The organism is Streptococcus sp. SS4 (assembly GCF_030440125.1).
Classification (GTDB): Bacteria; Bacillota; Bacilli; order Lactobacillales; family Streptococcaceae; genus Streptococcus.
This window is the reverse complement of sequence record NZ_JAQFJM010000002.1, coordinates 213,531-239,017: the sequence shown is the minus strand read 5'-3', so window position 1 is coordinate 239,017 and position 25,487 is coordinate 213,531. Positions and strand designations below refer to the sequence as shown.

Genomic DNA, 25,487 nt, shown 5'->3' with positions numbered 1-25,487 from the left:
AATACTCAGAGTTAAGTGACGATAGCCTAGGAGATACACCTGTTCCCATGCCGAACACAGAAGTTAAGCCCTAGTACGCCTGATGTAGTTGGGGGTTGCCCCCTGTTAGATACGGTAGTCGCTTAGCGTTTATCCGCCATAGCTCAGTTGGTAGTAGCGCATGACTGTTAATCATGATGTCGTAGGTTCGAGTCCTACTGGCGGAGTATAATTCTCATTGCTAGACCTAGGTCTAGCTTTTTTTGTTTTATTTTCTTGTTAATTTCATGTTTTTAAGATATTATATGATTAGATTTTTATTCGAGAGGTATTATTATGTCAAATTTTGCATCAGCTTTTACACCTATTTCTGTTTCTTCGGCTAAGGAGAATATTGATACAGCTGAAAAATTTATTTTATTTATTGGACGTCCTTCTTGTCCATATTGTCAACTTTTTGAACCTAAATTATCAAATGTGGCACGTAATTCAAATCTTACTATTTTCTATATTAATAGCGAAAATAGTGAAGAATTAGAGGATATTCAAGCTTTACGTAAAAGATATGGTATTGCTACAGTTCCTGCTCTCTTTGTTTCAGAAAATGGAGCTGCTAAGGTTGTATGTGACTCATCTCTTTCTGAGGATGATATTTTAGATTTTATTTCTTAGTCTTTTTGGAGGTTCTTATGTTTATTTGTAAACACGAGGTCCAGTATTATGAAACAGATCGAATGGGTATTACTCATCATTCTAATTATGTTCGATGGATGGAAGAGGCGAGAACTTTTTTTCTAAGAGAGATAGGTTGGCCTTATGAAAAAATTGAAGAGGAGGGAATTATCTCTCCTGTTACTTCAATTTCCTGTGACTATAAAGCTACTTCTACTTTTGCAGATGTAATTTCTATCGAGACTAATGTTAAAAGAGTTAAATCTGCTAAACTTACTTTTGTATACAATATGGTAAATCAAAACGGAATCCTTGTTTGTACAGCTGTTTCTGAACATAGTTTCTTGTCTAAGAACGGTAGTTTTGTCAATCTTAAAAGAGATTATTCGTCATTTTTTAATCTTTTAAAAGAGCATTCAGTTATGCAATAAAAAAGAAGAAAATCAAATCGATTTTCTTCTTTTATTTGGCAAGGAGTTTTTTATAAATAGCTAAATTTTCATCATCAAATACGTTAAATATTACTTTTTTTATTATACTTGACTCGTCAATAAAGGTTTTGACTGTTTGAATGGCGATTTTGGCAGCTTCTTGTTTTGGGAAATTGAAATCTCCAGTTGATAGACATGGTATAGCAATTGATTCAATGTTATTTTTCTCAGCTAGTGCTAATACTGAAAGATAACTTTTTGCTAAAAGATCTTCATCAATTTGTGTCGGTTGGTCTACTATTTTTGGACCTACTGTATGAATGACAAAGGCAGAAGGAAGATTGTAAGCTGGGGTGATTTTAGCCATGCCAACGGGTTCTTCATATCCTTGTTCTAAGATGAGCTCGAAACAAGCTTGGCGTAACTGAACTCCTGCGTATGTATGAATAGCGTTATCTACACAATCATGAAGTGGTTTCATACATCCAAGTAAGGTTTTATTAGCTGCATTTACGATTGCATCTACTTCGAGTCTTGTAATATCACCTTTCCAGAGGTAGATTCGATCATCTTGTGGAATGGGCTGAAGCGAACTGAGTTGTACAAATCCTCTTTCCCCTTTTCTAACTTGTAGGTAAAGGTCTTGGATTGTTAAGAATTGTGTTGATGCTGCCATTGGTTTACGTGTATTAAAGAGTGCTCTGAGAAGTTTTTGTTTTTCCTCGAGTTCTTCTGGGATAATCAAATCATGTAATTCTAGATTTTCTTTTTTGAGTTCACCTATGAGATAGGTAATCATTGCATCTTTATCCATATTTACTCATTTCTATTTTTATAGTTTTTTATTATTATACTCCCAAGACTGCCTGTGGGCAAGTGATGTCTATGATAGGTAATGACTAATATTTGATAAGAATTTTTTATGTATGTGTCAAATTCTTGCAATAGCCTTTAGAATCATATAGAATAGGTCTACAAAAGTTTTATAATGTCTAGGAGGATGATTAAATGACACAAGTAGTAACAGATGCTACATTTGAACAAGAAACAGCTGAAGGCCTCGTTTTGATTGATTTTTGGGCAACTTGGTGTGGGCCTTGCTTGATGCAAGCACCAATTCTTGAGCAACTTTCTGAAGAAATTTCAGAAGATGAACTTAAGATTGTTAAAATTGATGTTGATGAGAACCCAGAAACAGCTCAGAAGTTTGGAATTATGTCTATTCCAACTTTACTCTTCAAAAAAGATGGTGAGGTTGTTAAGCAAGTAGCAGGTGTACATACAAAAGAACAAATTAAAGCTATCGTTGCCGAGCTTAGCTAACTAATCGTCACAGTCCCGTTTGGGGATTTTTATTTTTAGTTTATTCAAACGACGAGGAGAATCATATGTCTTATTCATTTCAAAATCCTGGTGATGAGGTTATAGAATCTTATTTAAAATCTGCAAAGACGATTGCAATTGTTGGTTTATCTCATCGCAAGGAGGCAGCATCTTATCAGGTTGCTCATTTTCTACAAGCTGCTGGTTATCGTATTATACCAGTAAATCCCAAACTAAAAGGTCAGGAGCTTCTAGGAGAGCATGTTTATGCTCATCTTAAAGATATCCCATTTTCGATTGATATTGTTGATGTATTTAGACGAAGTGAGCTTTTACCAGATGTTGCCTATGATTTTCTTGAAACGGATGCAACAGTTTTTTGGAGTCAAATTGGTCTTGAGAATGAGGAGGCTGAGACTATTCTTCGTCAAGCGAAGAGACAGGATATTGTAATGAATCGTTGTACAAAGAGAGAATATATGCGACTCTTTGTTTAATAAAATGAAAAGGTGAGTGAGCTATGCTCGCTCGTTTTTGTTATAATAGAGCTATGATTGAAATTTTTGATACGCATACCCATCTTAATGTGGATAATTTTGCAGGAAAAGAACAAGAAGAAATAGATTTTGCAGCTGAACTAGGTGTTGTTAAAATGAATATTGTTGGTTTTGATAAACCAACAATAAATAAATCTTTAGCACTATCAGAGAGATATGATCAATTATATAGTACGATTGGATGGCATCCTACGGAAGCGGGGTCCTATTCTCAGGAAATTGAGGATATGATTGTATCACAATTAGATAATCCGAAAGTAGTGGCACTTGGGGAAATCGGTTTGGATTATTATTGGATGGAGGATCCTAAAGAAACTCAGATTGATGTCTTTAAGCGTCAAATATTTTTGTCAAAGGAACACAATTTACCTTTTGTTGTCCATACACGTGATGCACTTGAGGATACTTACGCTGTTATTAAAGAAGTTGGTGTTGGTCCTCGTGGGGGGATTATGCACTCATACTCAGGATCCCTAGAAATGGCTCAAAAATTTGTTGATCTTGGAATGATGATTTCATTTTCAGGTGTTGTAACTTTTAAGAAGGCTTTGGATGTCCAAGAAGCTGCTCAGAAGTTACCTTTAGATAAGATTCTGGTTGAAACGGATGCACCGTATTTGGCACCTGTTCCCAAACGTGGTCGTGAGAATCGTACAGGCTATACACGTTACGTAGTAGACAAGATTGCTGAGCTTCGTGGTTTAACGAGTGAAGAAGTGGCTAGGGCTACTTATGACAATGCGATGAGGATTTTTGGTCTGGATGAATAAAATAAAGATTCAAGAAGTCATCGTTGTAGAAGGTAAGGATGATACGGCAAATTTGAGACGTTTTTATGAGGTGGACACCTATGAAACTAGAGGCTCTGCTATTAATGAGGATGATCTAGAGCGTATAGATAAGCTTAATGACTTACGTGGTGTTATTGTTTTTACTGATCCAGACTATAATGGTGAACGTATCCGTAAAATCATTATGGAAGCTGTTCCGACAGCAAAGCATGCTTTTTTAAACCGTGGGGAAGCAACACCAAAATCTAAGACTAAAGGTCGTTCATTGGGTGTTGAGCATGCGAGTTTTGAGGATCTTCAAAAGGCCTTATCTGGAGTTTTAGGTAGTTACGATGATGATAATCAGTTTGATATTAGTAAATCAAATCTTATGAAGTTAGGGCTACTAATGGGAGCAGATAGTCGAAAGCGTCGAGAATATTTGGGCGAGGTGCTCCGTATTGGTTATTGCAATGGGAAGCAGCTTTTAAAGCGTTTGGAATTGTTTGGAATCACATTAGAGGAGCTAGAAGAGGCTATGTCAAATTACTAGATTACCAGTGATTTTAACATCAAATCGCTACTAAGTAGCTTATTATTGAGGTTGGGATAATTAAGGGTTTGGACCTGTTTTGTGTCCAAATATAAAAATCGAGAAAATAATAAGAAAAGAGAATAAATGAGAATTGCAGATTATAGCGTGACCAAGGCAGTCCTTGAACGCCATGGCTTTACCTTTAAGAAGTCTTTTGGACAGAACTTCTTAACAGATACAAATATTTTACAAAAAATTGTTGATACGGCAGAGATCGATAAAAATGTCAATGTAATCGAAATTGGACCTGGTATCGGAGCATTAACAGAATTCTTATCTGAAAATGCTGCGGAAGTTATGGCTTTTGAAATTGATGATCGGTTGGTTCCAATTTTAGAGGATACATTACGTGACCATGAAAATGTTAACGTGATTAATGAAGATGTTCTCAAGGCGGATTTACAGACACGTGTCAAAGAGTTTAAAAATCCAGAACTACCAATCAAGGTTGTAGCTAACTTGCCATACTATATTACGACGCCAATTCTGATGCATTTGATTGAGAGTAAGATTCCTTTTGCAGAATTTGTTGTTATGATGCAAAAAGAGGTTGCTGACCGCATTTCTGCAGAGCCTAATAGCAAGGCTTATGGTTCTCTATCAATTGCTGTGCAGTATTATATGACCGCTAAAGTGGCATTTGTTGTCCCTCGTACAGTCTTTGTACCAGCCCCGAATGTTGACTCAGCAATTTTGAAGATGACGCGCCGTGAACAACCGTTGGTTGAAGTTAAAGATGAGGATTTCCTTTTCCGAGTGGCTAAGGCTAGCTTTGTCCATCGTCGTAAGACATTGTGGAATAATTTAACAAATCATTTTGGTAAATCTGAAGAAGTGAAAACCAAACTTGAGCAGGCTTTGGAAATTGCTGATATAAAACCTTCTATTCGTGGAGAGGCTCTATCTATTTCTGATTTTGCACACTTATCAGATGCTTTGAGTGAAGCAGGTCTATAATTCAAAAATCCCACTGAATTTCAGTGGGATTTTTAGCTATGCGGAGAAAGGGATTTGAACCCTCACGCTTGAAAAAGCACATGCGCCTGAAGCATGCGTGTCTGCCATTCCACCACCTCCGCAGTGATAGGATTATTATACTGCAAATTACTAAAAATGCAAGGAGCTTAAGGAAATGGAAATGTGGTTTGTTTTGGATCAGAAAAGCGTGTTGTTTTGTGGTATAATAGGGCTATTAAACGATTGAGGAGTTCACTTGCAAGGAAGAATTATCAAAGCACTGGCAGGTTTCTATTATGTAGAGCATGATGGTGTTGTATACCAGACGCGTGCGCGAGGAAATTTTAGAAAAAAAGGACAAACACCTTACGTTGGGGATTTTGTCGAATTTTCAGCAGAGGAAAATTCAGAAGGCTATATCCTTAAAATTGGTCAACGAATCAATAGCTTAGTGCGCCCACCCATTGTCAATATAGATCAGGCTGTGGTCATTATGTCTGCTAAGGAACCGGATTTCAATAGTAATCTTCTGGACCGTTTTTTGGTTTTACTAGAGCATAAAAATATAAAACCTGTAATTTATATTTCTAAGATGGATTTGGTTGAAGATGATTCAGAAATGAAGGCTATTCAAAAACAGTATAAAAAAATTGGTTTTGATTTTGTCTTCAGTTTGGAAGAACTATTGCCGCTCTTGACTAATAAAATAACAGTTTTTATGGGACAGACAGGTGTTGGAAAATCAACCTTGTTGAACCGTATTGCTCCGCAGTTACATTTAGAAACAGGTGAGATTTCAGACAGTTTAGGTCGTGGACGTCATACTACAAGGGCTGTAAGTCTTTATGATGTTCATGGAGGGAAGATTGCTGATACACCAGGATTCTCTTCTCTAGATTATGAAGTGGATAATGCCGAGGACTTGAGTGAAGCTTTTCCAGAAATCCGTCAAGCTAGTCATGGCTGTAAATTCCGTTCTTGTACTCATACCCATGAGCCTTCTTGTGCTGTTAAGGATGAGGTTGAAGATGGCCAAATCTGGCAAGTCCGTTATGATAATTACCTTCAATTTTTAAGTGAAATTGAAAATCGTCGTGAAACATATAAAAAAACTGTAAAAAGAAAGTAGGTCTCTCATGTCATATAAAATTGCTCCTTCTATCCTAGCTGCTGATTACGCTAATTTTGCTTCAGAACTAGCTCGTATTGATGCATCAGGTGCGGAATATGTTCACATTGATATTATGGATGGTCAATTTGTCCCTAATATCAGTTGGGGAGCAGATGTGGTCGCTAGCATGCGTAAACATAGCAAGTTGGTTTTTGATTGCCACCTTATGGTTGTTGATCCTGAACGTTATGTGGATGCCTATGCACAAGCTGGTGCAGATATCATGACTATTCATGTTGAAGCGACTAAACATATCCATGGTGCCCTCCAGAAAATCAAAGCTGCTGGTATGAAAGCAGGTGTTGTGATTAATCCTGGAACCCCAGTCGAGGCACTTATTCCTGTACTTGATTTAGTGGATCAAGTACTTATTATGACTGTAAATCCAGGTTTTGGTGGTCAGGCGTTCATTCCAGAAATGATGTCTAAAGTAGAGCGTGTTGTGGAGCTTCGCGAAAAAGGTGGCTATTCATTCGATATTGAAGTTGATGGTGGTGTAGATAACAACACCATTGCAGCATGTGCCAAGGCGGGGGCTAATGTTTTTGTAGCGGGCTCTTACCTCTTCAAAAATCCTGATTTGACAGCCCAAGTTCAAACGCTTCGTGATGCTATTGATGCCTAAAATAGCTTTATTTGTCGGTGGTGAGCTAGAGTGGTTCACTACCGATTTTGATTATTTTGTTGGGGTGGATCGTGCTTGCTTACGTTTGTTGGAGTTAGGTTTGCCGCTTAATCTGGCTGTCGGGGACTTTGATTCAGTATCTCGGTCAGAGTTAGAGATGATTCAATCGGCTGCTAAAGAGTGTAGGATTGCTCCAGCTGAAAAGGATGACACGGATACAGAGTTAGCCCTAAAAATTGTATTTCAATTATATCCTGAGGCGGAAGTAACTATTTTCGGTGCTTTTGGTGGCAGAATTGATCATATGTTATCAAATCTATTTTTGGTCAGTGACCCTGAATTAGCTCCTATTATGAGGCATATCTGTTTACAGGATAAGCAAAATAAGATTACTTATTATCCAGAAGGAAGTCATAACTTGTTACCAGAACCTGGAATGACATATGTTTCTTTTTTACATGAAGGTGATGGAGAACTGACGATTTTGGGAGCAAAATACGAATTAACTAGTATGAATTATTTTCAAAAGAAAATCTACTCTAGTAATGAATTTGTTGATGGTCCAATTCAAGTAATTGTGCCAAATGGATATGTGATTGTCATCCAGACTAAAGATAGGAGTTAGTATGATCTATCTACTTACACTTTTAACTTTATTAAGCTTTGGGATTCTTATGGTTCTTTTCTTGAGAAATATGGAGTTAAAAGAACAAATTAATAAGGGTTTGGAAGAAAATGCAGATAATCTTTCAGATCAAATTTCGTTTCAATTGGAAAGTTTTGCTAAAACAAACCAACTGGAAACGACAAAGCAATTGAACCAATTGCAGATGGAACTATATCAACAGTTGACAGATATCCGAGAAGTTTTACATCAAAATTTGTCTGATAATCGAGACCGTTCTGACCAACGTCTTGAGCAAATAAACCAAAGCTTAACCAAAGCTGTTAAAGATATGCAGGATTCCAATGAGAAACGTTTGGAACAAATGCGTCAGACAGTTGAAGAGAAACTTGAGCAAACCCTACAAACACGTTTACAAGCCTCTTTTGAGACAGTTTCAAGACAGTTAGAGTCAGTTAACCAGGGCTTAGGGGAAATGAAAAATGTAGCCAAGGATGTTGGAAGTCTTAACAAGGTCCTTTCAAATACAAAAACACGAGGCATTCTGGGAGAGCTTCAATTAGGACAAATTATTGAAGACATATTGACTGTTAATCAGTACGAACGAGAATTTCCTACGGTATCAGGTTCAAGTGAACGAGTTGAATATGCAATCAAAATGCCAGGAAACCATAAAGACGAATATATCTACCTTCCCATTGATTCTAAGTTTCCTTTGGAAGATTACTATCGTCTGGAAGATGCTTATGAGTCTGGTAATAAAGAGGAAATTGAGAATCACCGTAAGTCTCTATTGACTAGTATTAAGCGATTTGCCAAGGATATTAACAAGAAGTATCTTAACCCACCTGAAACCACAAATTTTGGTATATTATTTTTGCCGACGGAAGGACTTTATGCTGAGGTAGTACGTCAACCAGCCTTCTTTGACGCCCTTCGTCGCGAGGAGAATATTGTTATCGCAGGGCCGTCAACTTTATCAGCACTCTTGAATTCATTGTCCGTAGGATTTAGAACTTTGAATATTCAAAAGAATGCAGATGATATTAGTAAGGTTTTAGGCAATGTCAAACTAGAATTTAGCAAGTTTGGAGATATGTTAGCTAAAGCTCAGAGACAATTGAATACAGCAAGTAAAACAGTCGATAGTCTTCTCAACACAAGGAGTAGGGCAATTGTTAGAGCTCTTGATACAATTGAAACCTATCAAGACAGTGCGACACAAAGTTTGTTAGATTTACCACGATTAGAAAACGAGGACAAGCATGAAGATTAATCAAATGAAAAAAGACGAGTATTTTGAAGGTTTTTATCTGATTAAGCGTGCAGAGGTACGTAAGACAAGAGCAGGAAAGGATTATATTGCCTTTACTTTTCAGGATGATACTGGAGAGATTTCAGGAAACCTGTGGGATGCCCAGCCTTATAATGTCGAAGAATTTACCGCAGGTAAAGTAGTGCATATGGAGGGGCGTCGAGAGGTTTATAATAATACTCCTCAGGTAAACCAAATAACCTTACGCTTGCCTACATTTGGTGAGCCAAATGATCCAGCTGATTTCAAAGAGAAACCACCGGTAAATCCTTCTGAAGTACGCGAATACCTAGAGCAAATGATTTTCAAGATTGAGGAAGCAACTTGGCAGCGTGTTGTTCGTGCTCTTTATCGAAAGTATAATAAAGAGTTTTTCACTTTTCCGGCTGCTAAAACAAATCACCATGCTTTTGAAAGTGGACTAGCCTATCATACGGCTACTATGGTTCGCCTAGCGGACAGCATTGGAGATATTTATCCAGAGCTCAATAAGAGTCTACTTTTTGCAGGGATTATGCTTCATGATTTAGCTAAGGTTATTGAACTTACTGGTCCTGAAAATACTGAGTATACGGTTCGTGGGAACTTAATTGGTCATATTGCCTTGATTGATGAAGAAATTACCAAGGTCCTTGTGGAACTTAATATTGACGATACGCGTGAGGATGTCGTTGTTTTGCGTCATGTCATTCTCAGCCACCACGGACAACTGGAGTATGGTAGCCCAGTTCGCCCGCGTATTATGGAAGCAGAAATTATTCATATGATTGATAATCTTGATGCCAGTATGATGATGATGACGACAGCCCTTAACCTAGTAGGACCAGGAGAAATGACAAATCGTCTCTTTGCTATGGATAATCGTTCCTTCTACAAGCCAAAATTTGATTAAAATCGAAATTAAGCGAGCATTTTATATGAAAATGTTCGTTTTTTGCTGTATTATGGTATAATAGTTAAAAAGTACAGAAAATATAGGTAACATATGAAATTAAAACGAAGTGAACGCATGGTAGTGATTTCAAACTACCTAATTAATAATCCCTATCAATTGACAAGTCTCAATACTTTTGCAGAGCGATATGAAGCTGCTAAGTCTTCAATCTCAGAAGATGTTGCTATCATTAAAAAAGCTTTTGAGGAAAGTCAAATAGGAGAAATCGAAACAGTAACTGGTGCATCTGGCGGTGTTATGTTTACACCGACCATTTCTGATGAAGATGCAAGAAGTCTGGTTGAAGATCTTTGTAAACGTCTTTCAGAGAGTGATCGTATCTTACCAGGTGGTTATCTCTACCTATCTGATTTATTGAGTACACCGTCTATTTTGAAAAATGTTGGTCGTATCATTGCTAGTGCCTTTAAGGGACAAAAAATTGATGCCGTTATGACTGTAGCAACTAAAGGAGTTCCTTTAGCAAATGCAGTAGCAGATGTCTTGAACATTCCGTTTGTTATTGTTCGTCGTGACTTAAAAATTACAGAAGGTTCAACTGTATCGGTAAACTACGTTAGTGGTTCAAGTGATCGTATTGAAAAGATGTTCCTTTCAAAACGTAGTTTGAAACCCAATAGCCGCGTCCTTATTGTTGACGATTTTCTTAAAGGTGGTGGTACCATTACGGGTATGATTAGCTTGCTTTCAGAATTTGATAGTGAGTTAGTAGGTGTAGCTGTATTCGCAGAAAATGCCAAAGGCGATCGTGATATCCATGACTATAAATCATTACTTACTGTTTCTGACATTGATGTAAAAGCACAGAAGGTAGAAGTTGAAGTCGGTAATATTTTTGACAAGTAATTAATCTACGATATTATTCCTAATTTGATGATTAGGAATTTTTCTTTTTAACAAGAAACTGTTGACAATAACCATCGAAAAATGATATTATACTAGACGGTACTTTTTACTTTTGGTCTCTCAAAAGTGTACAGAGACGTGCTGACATAAGTTGCAAAAGTACACACAGATATGGGCTGTCACCAAGTGCCATATCAACCAAAAATAAAAAAACACAGGAGAATGTAGATGCCTACAATTAACCAATTGGTTCGTAAACCACGTCAATCAAAAGTTGTTAAATCTAAATCACCAGCTTTGAACGTTGGTTACAACAGCCACAAAAAAGTTCAAACTAACGTATCTTCACCACAAAAACGTGGTGTTGCAACACGTGTTGGAACAATGACACCTAAGAAACCTAACTCAGCCCTTCGTAAATTCGCTCGTGTACGTTTGAGCAACCTTATCGAAGTTACTGCTTACATCCCAGGTATCGGACACAACCTCCAAGAACACAGCGTTGTTCTTATCCGTGGTGGACGTGTAAAAGACCTTCCAGGGGTACGTTACCACATCGTCCGTGGTGCACTTGATACTGCAGGTGTAGCTGATCGTAAACAAAGCCGTTCTAAATACGGTGCTAAACGTCCTAAAGGATAAGAAGGGAGATAAGATAAAATGAGTCGTAAAAATAGAGCGCCTAAACGCGAAGTATTGGCAGATCCATTGTACAATTCAAAAATCGTTACACGTCTTATCAACCGTGTAATGCTTGACGGTAAACGTGGTACTGCTGCAACAATCGTATACGATGCTTTCGAGCAAATCAAAGAAGCAACTGGAAACGATGCTCTTGAAGTATTTGAAACAGCTATGGACAACATCATGCCTGTACTTGAAGTACGTGCACGTCGTGTCGGTGGTTCAAACTACCAAGTCCCAGTTGAAGTTCGTCCAGAACGTCGTACAACTCTTGGTCTTCGTTGGTTGGTTAACGCATCACGTGCGCGTGGTGAACACACTATGAAAGATCGTCTTGCAAAAGAAATCATGGATGCTGCAAACAACACTGGTGCATCAGTTAAGAAACGTGAAGATACTCACAAAATGGCTGAAGCAAACCGTGCCTTTGCACACTTCCGCTGGTAATCATAAGATTCAAGCTGAATTACAGTCATATATTCATAAGCTAAGATTATGGATTTGTAATAGGCTGACTCTGAATTCAAATAGTATCATTCCTATCATTTGAAAACCAGTTAAATATTAGTGAAAAACGGGTAGGTCCTGCCTATCCGTTTTTTGACAATAATGTTATAATAAATAAGTAAACTAAAATATTTATAGGAGAATAAACCTAATGGCACGCGAATTTTCACTTGCAAAAACTCGTAATATCGGTATCATGGCCCACGTCGATGCCGGTAAAACAACTACAACAGAGCGTATCCTTTACTACACTGGTAAAATCCACAAAATCGGTGAAACTCACGAAGGTGCATCACAAATGGACTGGATGGAGCAAGAACAAGAACGTGGTATCACAATCACATCTGCCGCTACAACAGCACAATGGGATGGTCACCGCGTTAACATCATCGATACACCAGGACACGTGGACTTCACAATCGAAGTACAACGTTCACTCCGTGTATTGGATGGTGCCGTAACCGTTCTTGACTCACAATCAGGTGTAGAACCTCAAACTGAAACAGTTTGGCGTCAAGCAACTGAGTATGGTGTTCCACGTATCGTATTTGCCAACAAAATGGATAAAATCGGTGCAGACTTCCTTTACTCAGTAAGCACACTTCACGACCGTCTTCAAGCAAACGCACACCCAATCCAATTGCCAATTGGTGCTGAAGATGATTTCCGTGGTATCATTGACTTGATTAAAATGAAAGCTGAAATCTATACTAATGACCTTGGTACAGATATTCTTGAAGAAGATATTCCAGCAGATTACGTTGATCAAGCAAACGAATACCGTGAAAAATTGATCGAAGCAGTTGCTGAAACTGACGAAGATTTGATGATGAAATACCTTGAAGGTGAAGAAATCACTAACGAGGAATTGAAAGCAGCTATCCGTCGTGCAACAATCAATGTTGAATTCTTCCCAGTTCTTTGTGGTTCTGCCTTCAAGAACAAAGGTGTTCAATTGATGCTTGATGCGGTTATCGATTACCTTCCAAGCCCACTTGATATCCCTGCAATCAAAGGTATCAACCCAGATACAGACGAAGAAGAAACTCGTCCAGCATCTGATGATGAGCCATTTGCAGCTCTTGCCTTCAAGATCATGACTGACCCATTTGTAGGTCGTTTGACATTTATCCGTGTTTACTCAGGTATCCTTCAATCAGGTTCATACGTAATGAACACATCTAAAGGTAAACGTGAACGTATCGGACGTATCCTTCAAATGCACGCTAACAGCCGTCAAGAAATTGAACAAGTATACGCCGGTGATATCGCTGCTGCTATCGGTTTGAAAGATACTACAACTGGTGACTCATTGACTGATGAAAAAGCTAAAGTTATTCTTGAGTCAATCGAAGTTCCAGAACCAGTTATCCAATTGATGGTTGAGCCTAAGACTAAAGCTGACCAAGATAAGATGGGTATCGGTCTTCAAAAACTTGCTGAAGAAGATCCAACATTCCGTGTTGAAACTAACCCTGAAACTGGTGAAACAGTTATCTCTGGTATGGGTGAACTTCACCTTGATGTCCTTGTTGACCGTTTGAAACGTGAACACAAAGTTGAAGCAAACGTAGGTGCTCCACAAGTATCATACCGTGAAACATTCCGTGCAGCTACACAAGCACGTGGTTTCTTCAAACGTCAATCTGGTGGTAAAGGTCAGTTTGGTGATGTTTGGATTGAATTTACTCCAAATGAAGAAGGTAAAGGTTTCGAATTCGAAAATGCTATCGTCGGTGGTGTGGTTCCACGTGAATTCATCCCTGCAGTAGAAAAAGGATTGGAAGAATCTATGGCTAACGGTGTCCTTGCTGGATACCCAATGGTTGACATCAAAGCTAAACTTTATGATGGTTCATACCACGATGTCGATTCATCTGAAACTGCCTTCAAGATCGCTGCGTCTCTTGCACTTAAAGAAGCTGCTAAGACTGCACAACCAACTATCCTTGAACCAATGATGCTTGTAACAATCACTGTTCCTGAAGAAAACCTTGGTGATGTTATGGGTCACGTTACAGCTCGTCGTGGACGTGTTGATGGTATGGAAGCACATGGTAACAGCCAAATTGTTCGTGCATATGTTCCACTTGCTGAAATGTTCGGTTATGCAACAACACTTCGTTCTGCAACTCAAGGACGTGGTACATTTATGATGGTATTTGACCACTATGAAGATGTTCCTAAATCAGTTCAAGAAGAAATCATCAAGAAAAATTCTGGTGAAGCTTAATTAGAACTTATAAAGTTAAGGTACTTATGAAAGTAAGTGCCTTTTCTATTTGCAATTTTTTGAAAAAAATTATATAATATGACTGTTGAAAGGTTGAGTTGAAAGCGCTCAAGTTAATCTTTTCACAATAGGGAGAGCTTGCTCTCAAAATTATATTTATTTGATTTTCATAAGGAGGAAATCACTAATGGTAGTTAAAGTTGGTATTAACGGTTTCGGTCGTATCGGTCGTCTTGCTTTCCGTCGTATCCAAAACGTAGAAGGTGTTGAAGTTACACGCATCAACGACCTTACAGATCCAGTTATGCTTGCACACTTGTTGAAATACGACACAACTCAAGGTCGTTTCGACGGTACTGTTGAAGTTAAAGATGGTGGATTTGAAGTTAACGGTAAATTCGTTAAAGTTTCTGCTGAACGTGACCCAGAACAAATTGACTGGGCTAACGACGGTGTAGAAATCGTTCTTGAAGCAACTGGTTTCTTTGCTAAGAAAGATGCTGCTGAAAAACACTTGCACGAAGGTGGAGCTAAGAAAGTTGTTATCACTGCTCCTGGTGGAAACGATGTTAAAACAATCGTATTTAACACTAACCACGACATCCTTGACGGTACTGAAACAGTTATTTCAGGTGCTTCATGTACTACAAACTGCTTGGCTCCAATGGCTAAAGCATTGCAAGATAACTTCGGTGTTAAACAAGGTTTGATGACTACTATCCACGCTTACACTGGTGACCAAATGATCCTTGACGGACCACACCGTGGTGGTGACCTTCGTCGTGCACGTGCTGGTGCTGCAAACATCGTTCCTAACTCAACTGGTGCTGCTAAAGCTATCGGTTTGGTTATCCCAGAATTGAACGGTAAACTTGACGGTGCTGCACAACGTGTTCCAGTTCCAACTGGATCAGTTACTGAATTGGTAGCAGTTCTTGAAAAAGACGTTACTGTTGATGAAGTGAACGCAGCTATGAAAGCAGCTTCAAACGAATCATTCGGTTACACTGAAGATCCAATCGTATCTTCAGATATCGTAGGTATTTCTTACGGTTCATTGTTTGATGCAACTCAAACTAAAGTACAAACTGTTGATGGTAAACAATTGGTTAAAGTTGTTTCTTGGTACGACAACGAAATGTCATACACTTCACAACTTGTACGTACTCTTGAATACTTCGCGAAAATCGCTAAATAATTCAATTGTATAAAAAGAAGAGCTTCGGCTCTTTTTTTATTTCTCAAAATAATAAAACAGCCGTATAAATTGGCTGTTATAATCTCAGTAGTATTGTGATTTATGAATAAGCTAGAAGGCATTCCAAATAAGTAGAAAGAGAATGACACAACCCCAGGAGTTTTTATTGTGTTTTTGAATGGCTAGCATACCATAAATTAGTATAAAAACGGTAAGTGCTTCAAATAAGGTATAGATATCAAAACCAATGATTCCATGGATAAGAAGGCAAAAAATCGCACAAGTTATTGCTCCACTATCTAACCAAGAGTAAGAAGATGGAAAACGTATGCGTATCTTTTCAGCGATGACTACATAGTTAAATCCTTCCCAGAATCCCCAAATAAGACAGATGAATAGGTATGCTAGGATATTACTAGGAAATGATTGTATCATTACTTCTTTTGTTAATTGTATTGATTGAAGAGGTAGATAGGAATGAATCTGGTGAGTGACTACTTTCAATATGATAAGTGATAAGGCTATAAGAAGAGATTGAAAAAGGGTAGGAACTAGATTTTTTGTGATTAATCTAAAGTATCTGAAAGATTCTTTACGATAAAGCATAACAGTGCTGGTTCCCAAGCCTGCAATGGCAAATTGGCAACTGGCTAATAAGATTAATCGAAGCCATAGTGGTACTGAGGTTTGGTTAGTGTAGGAAAAAAGAGTTGGTTTAAAAGTAAGAAAGAGGAGAAGAGGAACAAGGGTAAGAATGAGGATTACATTTAGATCATAGTCAGCTTGTTGCTTCCTATTGTTTAGTTGTTTTTTCATAGCTTTTTTACCTTTCTATTTTGATTATATGATAAATGTATTATACTAGCAATAAGCTAGAAATCCTTCTGATTTTGCTATCTCTTTTATGCATTTTGTGATATAATGAAAACGTATTAAAAAAATAAGGAGTCTGATCAAATGGCTAAATTGACTGTTAAAGACGTTGACTTGAAAGGGAAAAAAGTTCTCGTTCGTGTTGACTTCAACGTACCTGTAAAAGATGGCGTGATCACTAACGATAACCGTATCACAGCTGCTCTTCCAACTATCAAGTATATTCTTGAACAAGGCGGACGTGCAATCCTCTTCTCTCACCTTGGACGTGTAAAAGAAGAAGCTGATAAGGAAGGAAAATCACTTGCTCCTGTAGCCGCTGACTTGGCTGCGAAATTGGGTCAAGACGTTAAATTTATCCCAGGCGTTACACGTGGTGCAGAATTGGAAGCAGCTGTTAATGCTCTTGAAGATGGGCAAGTTCTCTTGGTTGAAAACACTCGTTTTGAGGATGTTGATGGCAAGAAAGAATCTAAAAACGATCCTGAACTTGGTAAATACTGGGCATCACTTGGAGATGGTATCTTCGTAAACGATGCATTCGGTACAGCTCACCGTGCACACGCATCTAACGTTGGTATCTCAGCAAATGTTGACAAAGCTGTTGCTGGTTTCCTTCTTGAAAACGAAATTGCTTACATCAAAGAAGCAGTTGAAACTCCAGAACGTCCATTCGTAGCTATCCTTGGTGGTTCTAAAGTATCTGATAAGATTGGTGTTATCGAAAACCTTCTTGCAAAAGCTGATAAAGTTCTTATCGGTGGTGGTATGACTTACACGTTCTACAAAGCACAAGGTATCGAAATCGGTAACTCACTTGTAGAAGAAGATAAACTTGATGTTGCTAAAGCTCTTCTTGAAAAATCAAACGGTAAATTGATCTTGCCAGTTGACTCAAAAGAAGCTAATGCATTTGCTGACTACACTGAAGTGAAAGACACTGAAGGTGAAGCAGTAGACCCAGGTTTCCTTGGTTTGGATATCGGTCCTAAATCAATTGCTGAATTCGATAAAGCCTTGACTGGTGCGAAAACAGTTGTATGGAACGGACCTATGGGTGTATTTGAAAACCCTGACTTCCAAGCTGGTACAATCGGTGTGATGGACGCTATCGTGAAACAACCAGGCGTTAAATCAATCATCGGTGGTGGTGATTCAGCTGCCGCAGCTATCAACCTTGGTCGTGCAGACAAGTTCTCATGGATCTCTACTGGTGGTGGTGCTTCTATGGAACTTCTTGAAGGTAAAGAACTTCCAGGATTGGCTGCACTTACTGATAAATAAGTCTATTAGAATGAAAAGAGTTGGGAAACCAACTCTTTTTTGTGTCATCTTATTGGGTGTTTGATAGAGGCTAAAACTATTATTGGAAAGTAAGTTTCTCCCTAAAAATTGGCGATTATTTGTTTGAACTTTGCAGTAATATACTGTATAAGTAGCCAAATGGTTCATAATCATGTTAAAATAGTAAAATGGGATTGAAATTTGAATCGAAAAAATTTAAATTTGGTATGCGTACACTTAAGACGGGGCTTGCTGTCTTTCTTGTTTTAGGTCTTTTTTCTGCTTTAGGTTGGGAAGGGCTTCAGATTGGTTGTTTGACAGCAGTCTTTAGTCTTCGAGAAAACTTTGATAGAAGTATTCAGTTTGGTAAATCACGTATTTTTGCGAATACGGTTGGAGGTCTTTTGTCGCTATTATTTTACTTTGTGAATATGTGGTTTCATCATTCAGTTTGGGTGACCTTGCTATTGGTTCCAATTTTGACAATGTTAACGATTGTCATTAATGTGTCTTTTAATAATGCTTCTGGTGTTATTGGAGGGGTGGCTGCACTTTTGATTATTACCTTGTCTATTCCGCCTGATAATACCTTTACTTATGTTATTGCTAGAGTCTTTGAAACTTTCTGTGGAGTCTTTATAGCAATCCTTGTCAATTATGATTATGATTGGCTACTTAAACATTTAAAATAAGAATGATAGGGTTCTATTGGACTCTATTTTTTATGATTTTTCGATAAAATCCTTAAATTAGAGCGAACACACAATGTAATGTTCGGGAATTGCTTGTTGTGTAAGAAAAAGTAACATAAACTGTTGACATGTAGAAATATTCAGAATATAATTGTTAGGAAAGGAGGATGATCATGGCAAGAGAGAAAGAATTAAGGCGTTCTCTAGCTGTTTTTCCGATTGGAACAGTTATGAAGTTGACGGATTTAACCGCTCGTCAAATTCGTTATTATGAAGATCAAGGTTTAATTCAACCTGAACGTACAGCTGGAAATCGTCGGATGTACTCATTAAATGATATGGATCGTTTATTGGAAATCAAAGATTTTTTGGATGATGGTTACAATATTGCAGCGATTAAACATGAGTACGAAGAGCGTGAAGTTCGTGCCCAACAAAAACAAGTGGCTTTAACAGATGCGGACGTTCGACGTATCTTGCATGATGAACTCCTTCAGCAAGGCCGTTTTACGACCCCGTCACAACAATTTGGTAACTTGCGTATCTAATTACGCTTTGAACTTTTATTTTTGGTTTTTATAAAGGAGACCCCTATTATGGCAATCACAGCAGCTGATATTCGTCGCGAAGTCAAAGAGAAGAATGTTACTTTCTTGCGTTTAATGTTCTCTGATATCCTTGGTGTTATGAAGAACGTTGAAATTCCTGCGACAGATGAACAGTTGGATAAGGTACTTTCAAATAAAGCTATGTTTGATGGTTCATCAATCGAGGGATTTGTTCGTATCAACGAATCTGATATGTATCTTTACCCAGATCTTGATACGTGGACAGTTTTCCCTTGGGGCGATGAAAATGGTGCAGTAGCTGGTCTTATTTGTGATATCTATACTTCTGCGGGTGAACCATTTGCTGGTGACCCTCGTGGTAACTTGAAAAAAGCTTTGCGTCATATGGAAGAAGTTGGTTATAAATCATTTAACCTTGGACCAGAACCAGAATTTTTCCTTTTCAAATTAGATGAGCAAGGTAATCCTACGCTTGAAGTTAACGATAAAGGTGGTTATTTTGACCTTGCACCAACTGACCTTGCAGACAACACACGTCGTGAAATCGTTAATGTGTTGACAGAAATGGGATTTGATGTTGAGGCATCTCACCATGAAGTGGCGGTTGGTCAACATGAAATCGACTTCAAGTATACAGATGTTTTGAAGGCTTGTGATAATATCCAAATTTTCAAATTGGTTGTTAAGACAATCGCTCGTAAACATGGTCTTTATGCGACATTTATGGCGAAACCTAAATATGGTATTGCTGGTAGTGGTATGCACTGTAACATGTCTCTCTTCACTGAAGAAGGAAATGCATTCTTTGATCCAGAGGATCCACGTGGTATGCAATTGTCTCAAGACGCTTACTACTTCCTTGGTGGTTTGATGAAACATGCATACAACTATACTGCAATTATTAACCCAACAGTTAACTCTTACAAACGTTTGGTTCCTGGATATGAAGCTCCTGTATATATTGCATGGGCAGGTAGCAACCGTTCACCATTGATCCGCGTTCCTGCGTCTCGTGGTATGGGTACACGTTTGGAATTGCGTTCAGTAGACCCAATGGCAAACCCATACTTGGCACTTGCTGTTCTTTTGGAAGCTGGTCTTGATGGTATTATTAACAAGATTGATGCTCCAGATCCAGTTGAAACAAACATTTACTCAATGTCTCCTGAAGAACGTAAAGAAGCAGGTATTATTGATTTGCCATCAACACTTCGTAACGCTCTTAAAGCATTGGAGACAGATGAAGTGGTTCGTCAAGCTTTGGGTAATCATATCTATACAAACTTCCTTGATGCGAAACGTATGGAATGGGCAAGTTATGCTACCTTTGTTTCACAATGGGAAATTGATAACTACTTGGACATTTATTAAGGAATTAAATTTGAAAATCAGGTTATGCCTGGTTTTCTTTTTCTTCTAAATTTATTAAGTTCTTGGACAAATTACGTAGTTTTAACTGAGCTGTTTTCTTTTGTCATATTTCTTTATTCCCCCTTAATCGCATTAAAATATGAGAGTGTTAAACTAATTTTATATTAATCTTATTCAGGGGGAAATATGAAAACTACAAAAAAAGCTGCTTTGGCAGCAGCCTCAAGTGCATTATTGCTCGGTCTTACAGTCGCACAAACAGTTAATGCTGATACTTATACAGTTCAAAATGGAGATTCATTCTTCGGGATTGCTAGTCAGTATGGTGTAGATCCTTATCAATTGGCAGCTGAAAATGGCATGACTATTTGGTCAACAATTGTTCCTGGTGGAAGCTTGGAAGTTTCAGGAGCTACTACGGCAGTTGAAGAAACAACAGAAGCTTCTTCTTCAGAGGTAACAGCTACTGATTCAGATGCAACTTGGAATCGTTATCCAGTTGGTCAATGTACATGGGGTGTTAAGGAAGTCGCTCCATGGGCAAGTAACTGGTGGGGTAATGGTGGCGATTGGGCCGGAAGCGCTGCTAGCCAAGGTTATGCTGTAGGTTCAACACCTGTGACAGGATCAATTGTATGTTGGACTGATGGTGGTTATGGTCACGTTGGTTATGTAACACAAGTTGGTCAAGATGGTCAAATTCAAATCTTGGAGTCAAACTATAACAACCAGCAACAAATCAATAACTATCGTGGTTGGTTTGATCCACAAAACTCAACTACACCAGGTTCAGTATCTTACATTTATCCAGGTGCATAAAACGAAAAGAAGCGCTTATAGCGCTTTTTTACTTGCTGGAAGAGTTGTGCTCAGACTGGATTTAAACTTAAAAAATGGTAGCTAGATGGCTACCATTTTTTTATTTATCAGGTGTGAGAATCATTGGAATAATGATTGGTTCACGTTCTGTTTTTTCATATAGAAATGGACGTAAAGCATTGACGATAGCTCCGTTAACAGATTGGATGCTAGCATCTTTATTCTTAAGAGCGATACGAATAGCATTGAATAGAATGCGTTGGCTTTCGCGGATAAGATTGCCAGATTCACGCATATAGATGAAGCCACGACTGAGGATGTCTGGACCAGCTAGAATCATCTTAGACTTGAAGTCAACAGTAGCTACGGCAAGTACGACACCATCTTCAGAAAGATCACGACGATCACGAAGAACGGCAGCTCCGATATCCCCAATGCCATTACCATCAACATAAATATCTTGAGCATTGAAGTGACCTGCACGACGCGCAGAGTCTTTTGTTAGGGCTAAGACATCACCATTTTCCATAATGAAGATATTATCTTTTGGAACGCCACAATCAACAGCAAGACCTGCGTGGACTTTCTGCATGCGGTATTCACCGTGAACAGGCATGAAGAATTTTGGTTTTATCAAACGAAGCATTAGTTTTTGCTCTTGTTGACCACCGTGTCCAGAGGTATGGATATTGTTGATTTTACCATGGATAACATCAACACCAGCTTCTTGAATGGTATTAATCAGACGGTTAACACTAGTGGTGTTCCCTGGAATAGGACTAGATGAGAAGATGACAGTGTCACCAGGTTGTAGTGTTACTTGGCGGTGCATACCATTAGCGATACGTGCAAGGGCCGCCATAGGCTCCCCTTGAGAACCGGTACACATGATAAGAATCTCACTGGCATGATAGTTTTTCATCTCACTAGGATCAATGATAGTCCCTTTTGGAACCTTGATGTAACCTAGTTCAACCCCATTGACAATGGCTTTTTCCATAGAACGTCCGAAGACAACAATCTTACGGCCAGTTTTTACAGCGGCTTCGGCAGCTTGTTGAAGACGGAAAATGTTTGAGGCAAATGAGGCGAAAATAATACGTCCGTGGATGCCTTCAATAATTTTCATAATGGATTGGCCAACAACCTTCTCGGAATTAGTGAAAGTTGGTACTTCAGCATTGGTTGAGTCTGAGAGGAGGCAAAGAACGCCTTCCTCACCAAGTGCAGCCATACGGTGAAGGTCTGCTGGTTCCCCTACTGGGGTGAAGTCAAACTTAAAGTCACCGGTACACACAATTTTACCTTGAGGTGTATGGATAACAATACCGAGAGGTTCTGGAATTGAGTGAGTAGTACGGAAGAAGGTCACGCTCATATTTTTGAAAGTAAGCTCTGTATTAGCATTAATTTCGTAGAGTTGTGCGTCACGAAGTAGTCCGTGTTCTTCCAATTTTCCTTTGATAAGAGCAAGAGCAAGCGGTCCTGCATAAATTGGGATATTTGCCTGTTTAAGAAGGAAGGGAATCCCACCAATATGGTCTTCGTGACCGTGGGTAATTACAAGTGCCTTTACACGATCAACGTTTTCAACGATGTAAGAATAGTCTGGGATGACATAGTCGATTCCGAGAAGATCGTCTTCGGGGAATTTAATACCCGCATCGACGATGATAATCTCATCTTGGTATTCAATACCATAGGTGTTTTTACCGATTTCCCCCAAACCACCAATCGCATAAACCCCAACTTCTTCAGGTTTTAGATTGATTTTTGATGCCATGGTCTTAGAACTCCGTTACTTCAAAAACGCCTGTTTCTTTTTCGTATTCAAGGGCTTTTTCTGAGAGGAGCTCGATGAATTCGATGTTATAGGCAGTATTTTTTTCGATGATTTGACGAGCTTGGATACGTCCCTCAAGTTCAGTTTCTGCATCGATATCTAGGTAGAGTGATTTTGTCTGTTCACGGCGTGGATTACGCTCTTTAGTTTCTTGGTAAAAGACTTTATAAATCATGGTTTTCCTTTCTTTCCAAAAGGCTCTGCCATTCTATAAAAAAACCGGTCAAGTTAATCTTTCTATGATTTACTTGACGTTATGATATTCACTTTATGAGTAATAGCTAGTAGCCTTGATTCGTTTAACAATTACTATTATTGTACCATAAGATAAGGGCTAGATAAAGAAAATGGCGGAAAAAGTTGGAAAATGTTCGTTTCTGGGAAACAGTGACTTGTGTTATAATAGAAAAGCATAAAAGGAAACAAGGAAAAAAGATGAAAATATTAGCATTTGATACTTCTAGCACTGCTTTATCAGTAGCCTTGTTGGAAGATGAGAAACTATTGGCAGAGACAACTGTCACAGTAAAAAAGAACCACAGTATTAGTCTAATGCCCACCATTGATTTTTTAGTTGCTCAGGCAGGCTGGCAGCCGTCTGATTTAGAACGTATTGTGGTTGCACAGGGGCCTGGATCCTACACAGGGCTTCGTGTGGCTGTCGCAACAGCTAAGACGTTAGCCTATGCGCTTGCCATTGATTTAGTGGGGGTTTCAAGTCTACAGGCGCTGACAAACCTTTCGGTTGACGGTGTTGTGATTCCTATCATGGATGCCCGTCGTAATAATGTTTACGTTGGTTTTTATGAAAATGGTCAGGCTATCGTCCCTGATCGTCATGCTGCCTTTACAGATGTTCTTGAGCAAGCCAAAGTTTATGAAAAGGTGACATTTGTCGGTGAAGTAGCTCATTTTGTGGATCAGATTAAGGAAAGTCTTCCAGAGGCAACGATCTTGTCTAACCTTCCATCAGCTCAGTTAATTGGTCTTTTAGGCTTATCCTTGCCTTCTGTTGATGTGGATGCTTTTGTTCCACATTACTTGAAGCGGGTTGAGGCAGAGGAGAATTGGCTCAAGACGCATGAGGAGACTAACCGTGACAACTACATCAAGCGCGTCTAGATTGAGTAGCCAAGAGCAAGCTCAACTGATTTATCAGATTTTGTCGGATGTTTATGACAAGTCTCCTTGGACGATAGAACAAGTCGTAGCAGACTTGGCTTTAGATACTACGGAATATTTCTATGTGTATGATCAGGAAGAAGTTGTTGGTTTTCTAGCCCTTCAAAATTTGGTGGGTGAGCTCGAGGTGACCAATATCGCCGTTTTAAAAGCTTATCAAGGGCGTGGTTATGCTAGTCAGTTGATGAAGCATTTGGAAGATCGTAGTGAGCCTATATTTCTAGAAGTGAGGACTTCAAATCAAGTCGCTCAGGCGCTTTATAGAAAATTTGGTTTTGAAAGTCTAGGAATTCGGAAAAATTATTATCATGATCCTCAAGAAGATGCAGTTATCATGAGGCGAGAGGAAGTCTAATGGCAGATAGATATATTTTGGCAGTGGAGAGCTCGTGTGACGAGACTTCAGTTGCCGTTTTGAAAAATGAGAAGGAACTTTTGAGTAATATTATTGCCAGTCAGGTGGAAAGCCATAAACGTTTTGGTGGTGTTGTCCCTGAGGTGGCTAGTCGTCACCATGTGGAAGTGGTGACTCTTTGCATTAAGGATGCCCTTTCAGAGGCGGGCATTACTGCTGAACAACTAGATGCTGTAGCAGTAACCTATGGTCCTGGTTTGGTCGGAGCGCTCTTGGTCGGGATGGCAGCGGCTAAGGCCTTCGCTTGGGCACATGGATTGCCTTTGATTCCAGTTAATCATATGGCTGGGCATCTTATGGCAGCGCGTGAGGTGCAAGAGTTGGAATACCCCCTCCTAGCACTTTTGGTGTCTGGGGGACACACAGAGTTGGTTTATGTGTCAGAACCAGGAAATTACAAGATTGTTGGTGAGACACGTGATGATGCAGTTGGTGAGGCCTATGATAAGGTTGGGCGTGTGATGGGTTTGACCTACCCAGCTGGGCGTGAAATTGATGAATTGGCTCATAAAGGGAAAGATGTTTATGATTTTCCACGCGCTATGATTAAGGAAGACCACTTGGAGTTTTCATTTTCAGGCCTAAAGTCTGCTTTCATCAATTTGCATCACAATGCAGAACAGAAGGGAGAAGTTCTAGTCAAAGAGGACCTTTGTGCTTCCTTCCAAGCTGCTGTGTTGGATATTCTCCTAGCTAAGACTAAGAAAGCCTTGGAACGTTATCCTGTTAAGACACTTGTTGTTGCTGGTGGCGTAGCAGCTAATCAGGGCTTACGTGAACGTTTGGCTGAAGAAATTACGGATGTAGATGTGGTTATTCCGCCTTTACGTCTCTGTGGTGATAATGCTGGCATGATTGCCCTAGCAGCTGCCATTGAATGTGATCAGAAACATTTTGCTGAGTTGGACTTGAATGCAAAACCAAGTCTTGCCTTTGCAGGATTTGAAGAATAAGAAGAACCTCTTACTAGTCTGGTAAGAGGTTCCTTTAGAAAGG

Annotated in this window: 29 protein-coding genes, 2 tRNA genes and 1 rRNA gene; 27 read left to right on the top strand and 5 right to left on the bottom strand. The window is 39.0% G+C overall.

Annotated features, from left to right (window positions below):
- The first annotated feature begins 11 nt into the window (after positions 1 to 11).
- From rrf to PCY16_RS03255, 4 genes are all read left to right on the top strand, one after another.
- Positions 12 to 127, top strand: a 5S ribosomal RNA gene (gene rrf / locus PCY16_RS03270).
- Between the two features lie 5 nt (positions 128 to 132).
- Positions 133 to 206 (top strand) — tRNA-Asn (locus PCY16_RS03265).
- A gap of 109 nt (positions 207 to 315) precedes the next feature.
- Complete coding sequence (traF, locus tag PCY16_RS03260; protein WP_060971720.1) at positions 316 to 651, top strand: conjugal transfer protein TraF; 336 nt, start codon at positions 316 to 318, stop codon at positions 649 to 651.
- A 17-nt stretch (positions 652 to 668) separates the two neighbouring features.
- Positions 669 to 1,082: a thioesterase family protein gene (locus PCY16_RS03255; RefSeq protein WP_070575258.1), complete on the top strand. Its 414-nt coding sequence runs from the start codon at positions 669 to 671 to the stop codon at positions 1,080 to 1,082.
- Between the two features lie 31 nt (positions 1,083 to 1,113).
- Here PCY16_RS03255 and PCY16_RS03250 read toward each other — a convergent pair whose 3' ends face one another.
- Entirely contained in the window at positions 1,114 to 1,896 is a 783-nt protein-coding gene (locus PCY16_RS03250) for a protein-ADP-ribose hydrolase (protein WP_049546079.1), read from the bottom strand.
- Between the two features lie 194 nt (positions 1,897 to 2,090).
- Here PCY16_RS03250 and trxA point away from each other — a divergent pair, with 194 nt between their 5' ends.
- The 5 genes from trxA to rsmA all read left to right on the top strand — a co-directional run bounded on the left by trxA (position 2,091) and on the right by rsmA (position 5,284).
- A complete protein-coding gene (gene trxA / locus PCY16_RS03245) occupies positions 2,091 to 2,405 on the top strand; it encodes a thioredoxin (RefSeq protein WP_002884315.1) in 315 nt (104 codons plus the stop codon).
- Between the two features lie 65 nt (positions 2,406 to 2,470).
- On the top strand, positions 2,471 to 2,902 hold the full coding sequence (locus PCY16_RS03240; protein WP_070575261.1) for a CoA-binding protein: 432 nt from the start codon (positions 2,471 to 2,473) through the stop codon (positions 2,900 to 2,902).
- A 53-nt stretch (positions 2,903 to 2,955) separates the two neighbouring features.
- Entirely contained in the window at positions 2,956 to 3,732 is a 777-nt protein-coding gene (locus PCY16_RS03235; protein WP_004183602.1) for a TatD family hydrolase, read from the top strand.
- Positions 3,725 to 4,285, top strand: coding sequence for a ribonuclease M5 (gene rnmV / locus PCY16_RS03230; RefSeq protein ID WP_049546080.1), 561 nt, complete (start codon positions 3,725 to 3,727; stop codon positions 4,283 to 4,285). Before PCY16_RS03235 ends, rnmV begins: the two co-directional genes overlap by 8 nt.
- 126 nt (positions 4,286 to 4,411) lie before the next feature.
- Complete coding sequence (gene rsmA, locus PCY16_RS03225) at positions 4,412 to 5,284, top strand: 16S rRNA (adenine(1518)-N(6)/adenine(1519)-N(6))-dimethyltransferase RsmA (protein ID WP_195413496.1); 873 nt, start codon at positions 4,412 to 4,414, stop codon at positions 5,282 to 5,284.
- 39 nt (positions 5,285 to 5,323) lie between these two features.
- Here the strand turns inward: rsmA and PCY16_RS03220 are convergent.
- Positions 5,324 to 5,406: transfer RNA gene (locus tag PCY16_RS03220), tRNA-Leu, on the bottom strand.
- 134 nt (positions 5,407 to 5,540) lie between these two features.
- Here PCY16_RS03220 and rsgA point away from each other — a divergent pair.
- The 10 genes from rsgA (at position 5,541) to gap (ending at position 15,443) form a co-directional block, all read left to right on the top strand.
- Positions 5,541 to 6,413 carry a ribosome small subunit-dependent GTPase A gene (rsgA, locus tag PCY16_RS03215; protein WP_107372382.1) on the top strand — a complete coding sequence of 291 codons (873 nt, stop codon included), beginning with the start codon at positions 5,541 to 5,543 and terminating at the stop codon, positions 6,411 to 6,413.
- Positions 6,414 to 6,420: 7 nt separating this feature from the next.
- The gene (gene rpe, locus PCY16_RS03210; protein WP_002884311.1) at positions 6,421 to 7,080 is read left to right on the top strand and encodes a ribulose-phosphate 3-epimerase; all 660 of its coding nucleotides are present in this window, start codon (positions 6,421 to 6,423) and stop codon (positions 7,078 to 7,080) included.
- The gene (locus PCY16_RS03205; protein ID WP_195413497.1) at positions 7,073 to 7,705 is read left to right on the top strand and encodes a thiamine diphosphokinase; all 633 of its coding nucleotides are present in this window, start codon (positions 7,073 to 7,075) and stop codon (positions 7,703 to 7,705) included. Before rpe ends, PCY16_RS03205 begins: the two co-directional genes overlap by 8 nt.
- A 1-nt stretch (position 7,706) precedes the next feature.
- Positions 7,707 to 8,981: a DNA recombination protein RmuC gene (gene rmuC / locus PCY16_RS03200; RefSeq protein WP_195413498.1), complete on the top strand. Its 1,275-nt coding sequence runs from the start codon at positions 7,707 to 7,709 to the stop codon at positions 8,979 to 8,981.
- The gene (locus tag PCY16_RS03195; protein ID WP_002891919.1) at positions 8,971 to 9,912 is read left to right on the top strand and encodes a 3'-5' exoribonuclease YhaM family protein; all 942 of its coding nucleotides are present in this window, start codon (positions 8,971 to 8,973) and stop codon (positions 9,910 to 9,912) included. Before rmuC ends, PCY16_RS03195 begins: the two co-directional genes overlap by 11 nt.
- 93 nt (positions 9,913 to 10,005) lie before the next feature.
- Positions 10,006 to 10,821 carry a pur operon repressor gene (gene purR, locus PCY16_RS03190; protein WP_060973393.1) on the top strand — a complete coding sequence of 272 codons (816 nt, stop codon included), beginning with the start codon at positions 10,006 to 10,008 and terminating at the stop codon, positions 10,819 to 10,821.
- A gap of 228 nt (positions 10,822 to 11,049) precedes the next feature.
- Positions 11,050 to 11,463, top strand: a complete 414-nt coding sequence (gene rpsL, locus PCY16_RS03185; protein ID WP_002884809.1) for a 30S ribosomal protein S12 — start codon at positions 11,050 to 11,052, stop codon at positions 11,461 to 11,463.
- Positions 11,464 to 11,481: 18 nt separating this feature from the next.
- On the top strand, positions 11,482 to 11,952 hold the full coding sequence (rpsG, locus tag PCY16_RS03180; protein WP_002884746.1) for a 30S ribosomal protein S7: 471 nt from the start codon (positions 11,482 to 11,484) through the stop codon (positions 11,950 to 11,952).
- Between the two features lie 211 nt (positions 11,953 to 12,163).
- Positions 12,164 to 14,245, top strand: a complete 2,082-nt coding sequence (gene fusA, locus PCY16_RS03175) for an elongation factor G (protein ID WP_002891917.1) — start codon at positions 12,164 to 12,166, stop codon at positions 14,243 to 14,245.
- 187 nt (positions 14,246 to 14,432) lie between these two features.
- On the top strand, positions 14,433 to 15,443 hold the full coding sequence (gene gap / locus PCY16_RS03170; protein WP_002884461.1) for a type I glyceraldehyde-3-phosphate dehydrogenase: 1,011 nt from the start codon (positions 14,433 to 14,435) through the stop codon (positions 15,441 to 15,443).
- 111 nt (positions 15,444 to 15,554) lie between these two features.
- Here the strand turns inward: gap and PCY16_RS03165 are convergent, their stop codons facing one another.
- Positions 15,555 to 16,259 carry a hypothetical protein gene (locus PCY16_RS03165; protein ID WP_195413499.1) on the bottom strand — a complete coding sequence of 235 codons (705 nt, stop codon included), beginning with the start codon at positions 16,257 to 16,259 and terminating at the stop codon, positions 15,555 to 15,557.
- A 141-nt stretch (positions 16,260 to 16,400) separates the two neighbouring features.
- Between PCY16_RS03165 and pgk the strand changes: the two genes are divergently transcribed.
- The 5 genes from pgk to PCY16_RS03140 all read left to right on the top strand — a co-directional run bounded on the left by pgk (position 16,401) and on the right by PCY16_RS03140 (position 21,051).
- Positions 16,401 to 17,600: a phosphoglycerate kinase gene (pgk, locus tag PCY16_RS03160; protein WP_002884739.1), complete on the top strand. Its 1,200-nt coding sequence runs from the start codon at positions 16,401 to 16,403 to the stop codon at positions 17,598 to 17,600.
- A gap of 188 nt (positions 17,601 to 17,788) precedes the next feature.
- Entirely contained in the window at positions 17,789 to 18,292 is a 504-nt protein-coding gene (locus tag PCY16_RS03155) for an aromatic acid exporter family protein (RefSeq protein WP_073688620.1), read from the top strand.
- A 173-nt stretch (positions 18,293 to 18,465) separates the two neighbouring features.
- A complete protein-coding gene (locus tag PCY16_RS03150; RefSeq protein WP_008535631.1) occupies positions 18,466 to 18,840 on the top strand; it encodes a MerR family transcriptional regulator in 375 nt (124 codons plus the stop codon).
- 48 nt (positions 18,841 to 18,888) lie between these two features.
- Positions 18,889 to 20,232, top strand: coding sequence for a type I glutamate--ammonia ligase (glnA, locus tag PCY16_RS03145; RefSeq protein ID WP_002884322.1), 1,344 nt, complete (start codon positions 18,889 to 18,891; stop codon positions 20,230 to 20,232).
- A 186-nt stretch (positions 20,233 to 20,418) separates the two neighbouring features.
- Positions 20,419 to 21,051 carry a CHAP domain-containing protein gene (locus PCY16_RS03140; protein WP_145517573.1) on the top strand — a complete coding sequence of 211 codons (633 nt, stop codon included), beginning with the start codon at positions 20,419 to 20,421 and terminating at the stop codon, positions 21,049 to 21,051.
- A 100-nt stretch (positions 21,052 to 21,151) separates the two neighbouring features.
- Here PCY16_RS03140 and PCY16_RS03135 read toward each other — a convergent pair whose 3' ends face one another.
- Together PCY16_RS03135 and PCY16_RS03130 are read right to left on the bottom strand one after the other, a co-directional pair.
- Entirely contained in the window at positions 21,152 to 22,834 is a 1,683-nt protein-coding gene (locus tag PCY16_RS03135; protein WP_145516530.1) for a ribonuclease J, read from the bottom strand.
- A 4-nt stretch (positions 22,835 to 22,838) separates the two neighbouring features.
- Positions 22,839 to 23,069 (bottom strand): DNA-dependent RNA polymerase subunit epsilon, encoded by a 231-nt coding sequence (locus PCY16_RS03130; protein ID WP_002884752.1) that lies wholly within the window; start codon positions 23,067 to 23,069, stop codon positions 22,839 to 22,841.
- A 260-nt stretch (positions 23,070 to 23,329) separates the two neighbouring features.
- Here PCY16_RS03130 and tsaB point away from each other — a divergent pair, with 260 nt between their 5' ends.
- The 3 genes from tsaB to tsaD are packed head-to-tail and all read left to right on the top strand — an operon-like array spanning position 23,330 to position 25,444.
- A complete protein-coding gene (gene tsaB / locus PCY16_RS03125) occupies positions 23,330 to 24,016 on the top strand; it encodes a tRNA (adenosine(37)-N6)-threonylcarbamoyltransferase complex dimerization subunit type 1 TsaB (protein WP_301353671.1) in 687 nt (228 codons plus the stop codon).
- Positions 23,976 to 24,431 carry a ribosomal protein S18-alanine N-acetyltransferase gene (rimI, locus tag PCY16_RS03120; protein WP_301353669.1) on the top strand — a complete coding sequence of 152 codons (456 nt, stop codon included), beginning with the start codon at positions 23,976 to 23,978 and terminating at the stop codon, positions 24,429 to 24,431. The genes tsaB and rimI overlap by 41 nt, the downstream gene beginning before the upstream one ends.
- The gene (tsaD, locus tag PCY16_RS03115; protein WP_037599075.1) at positions 24,431 to 25,444 is read left to right on the top strand and encodes a tRNA (adenosine(37)-N6)-threonylcarbamoyltransferase complex transferase subunit TsaD; all 1,014 of its coding nucleotides are present in this window, start codon (positions 24,431 to 24,433) and stop codon (positions 25,442 to 25,444) included. The genes rimI and tsaD overlap by 1 nt, the downstream gene beginning before the upstream one ends.
- Positions 25,445 to 25,487 lie beyond the last annotated feature (43 nt).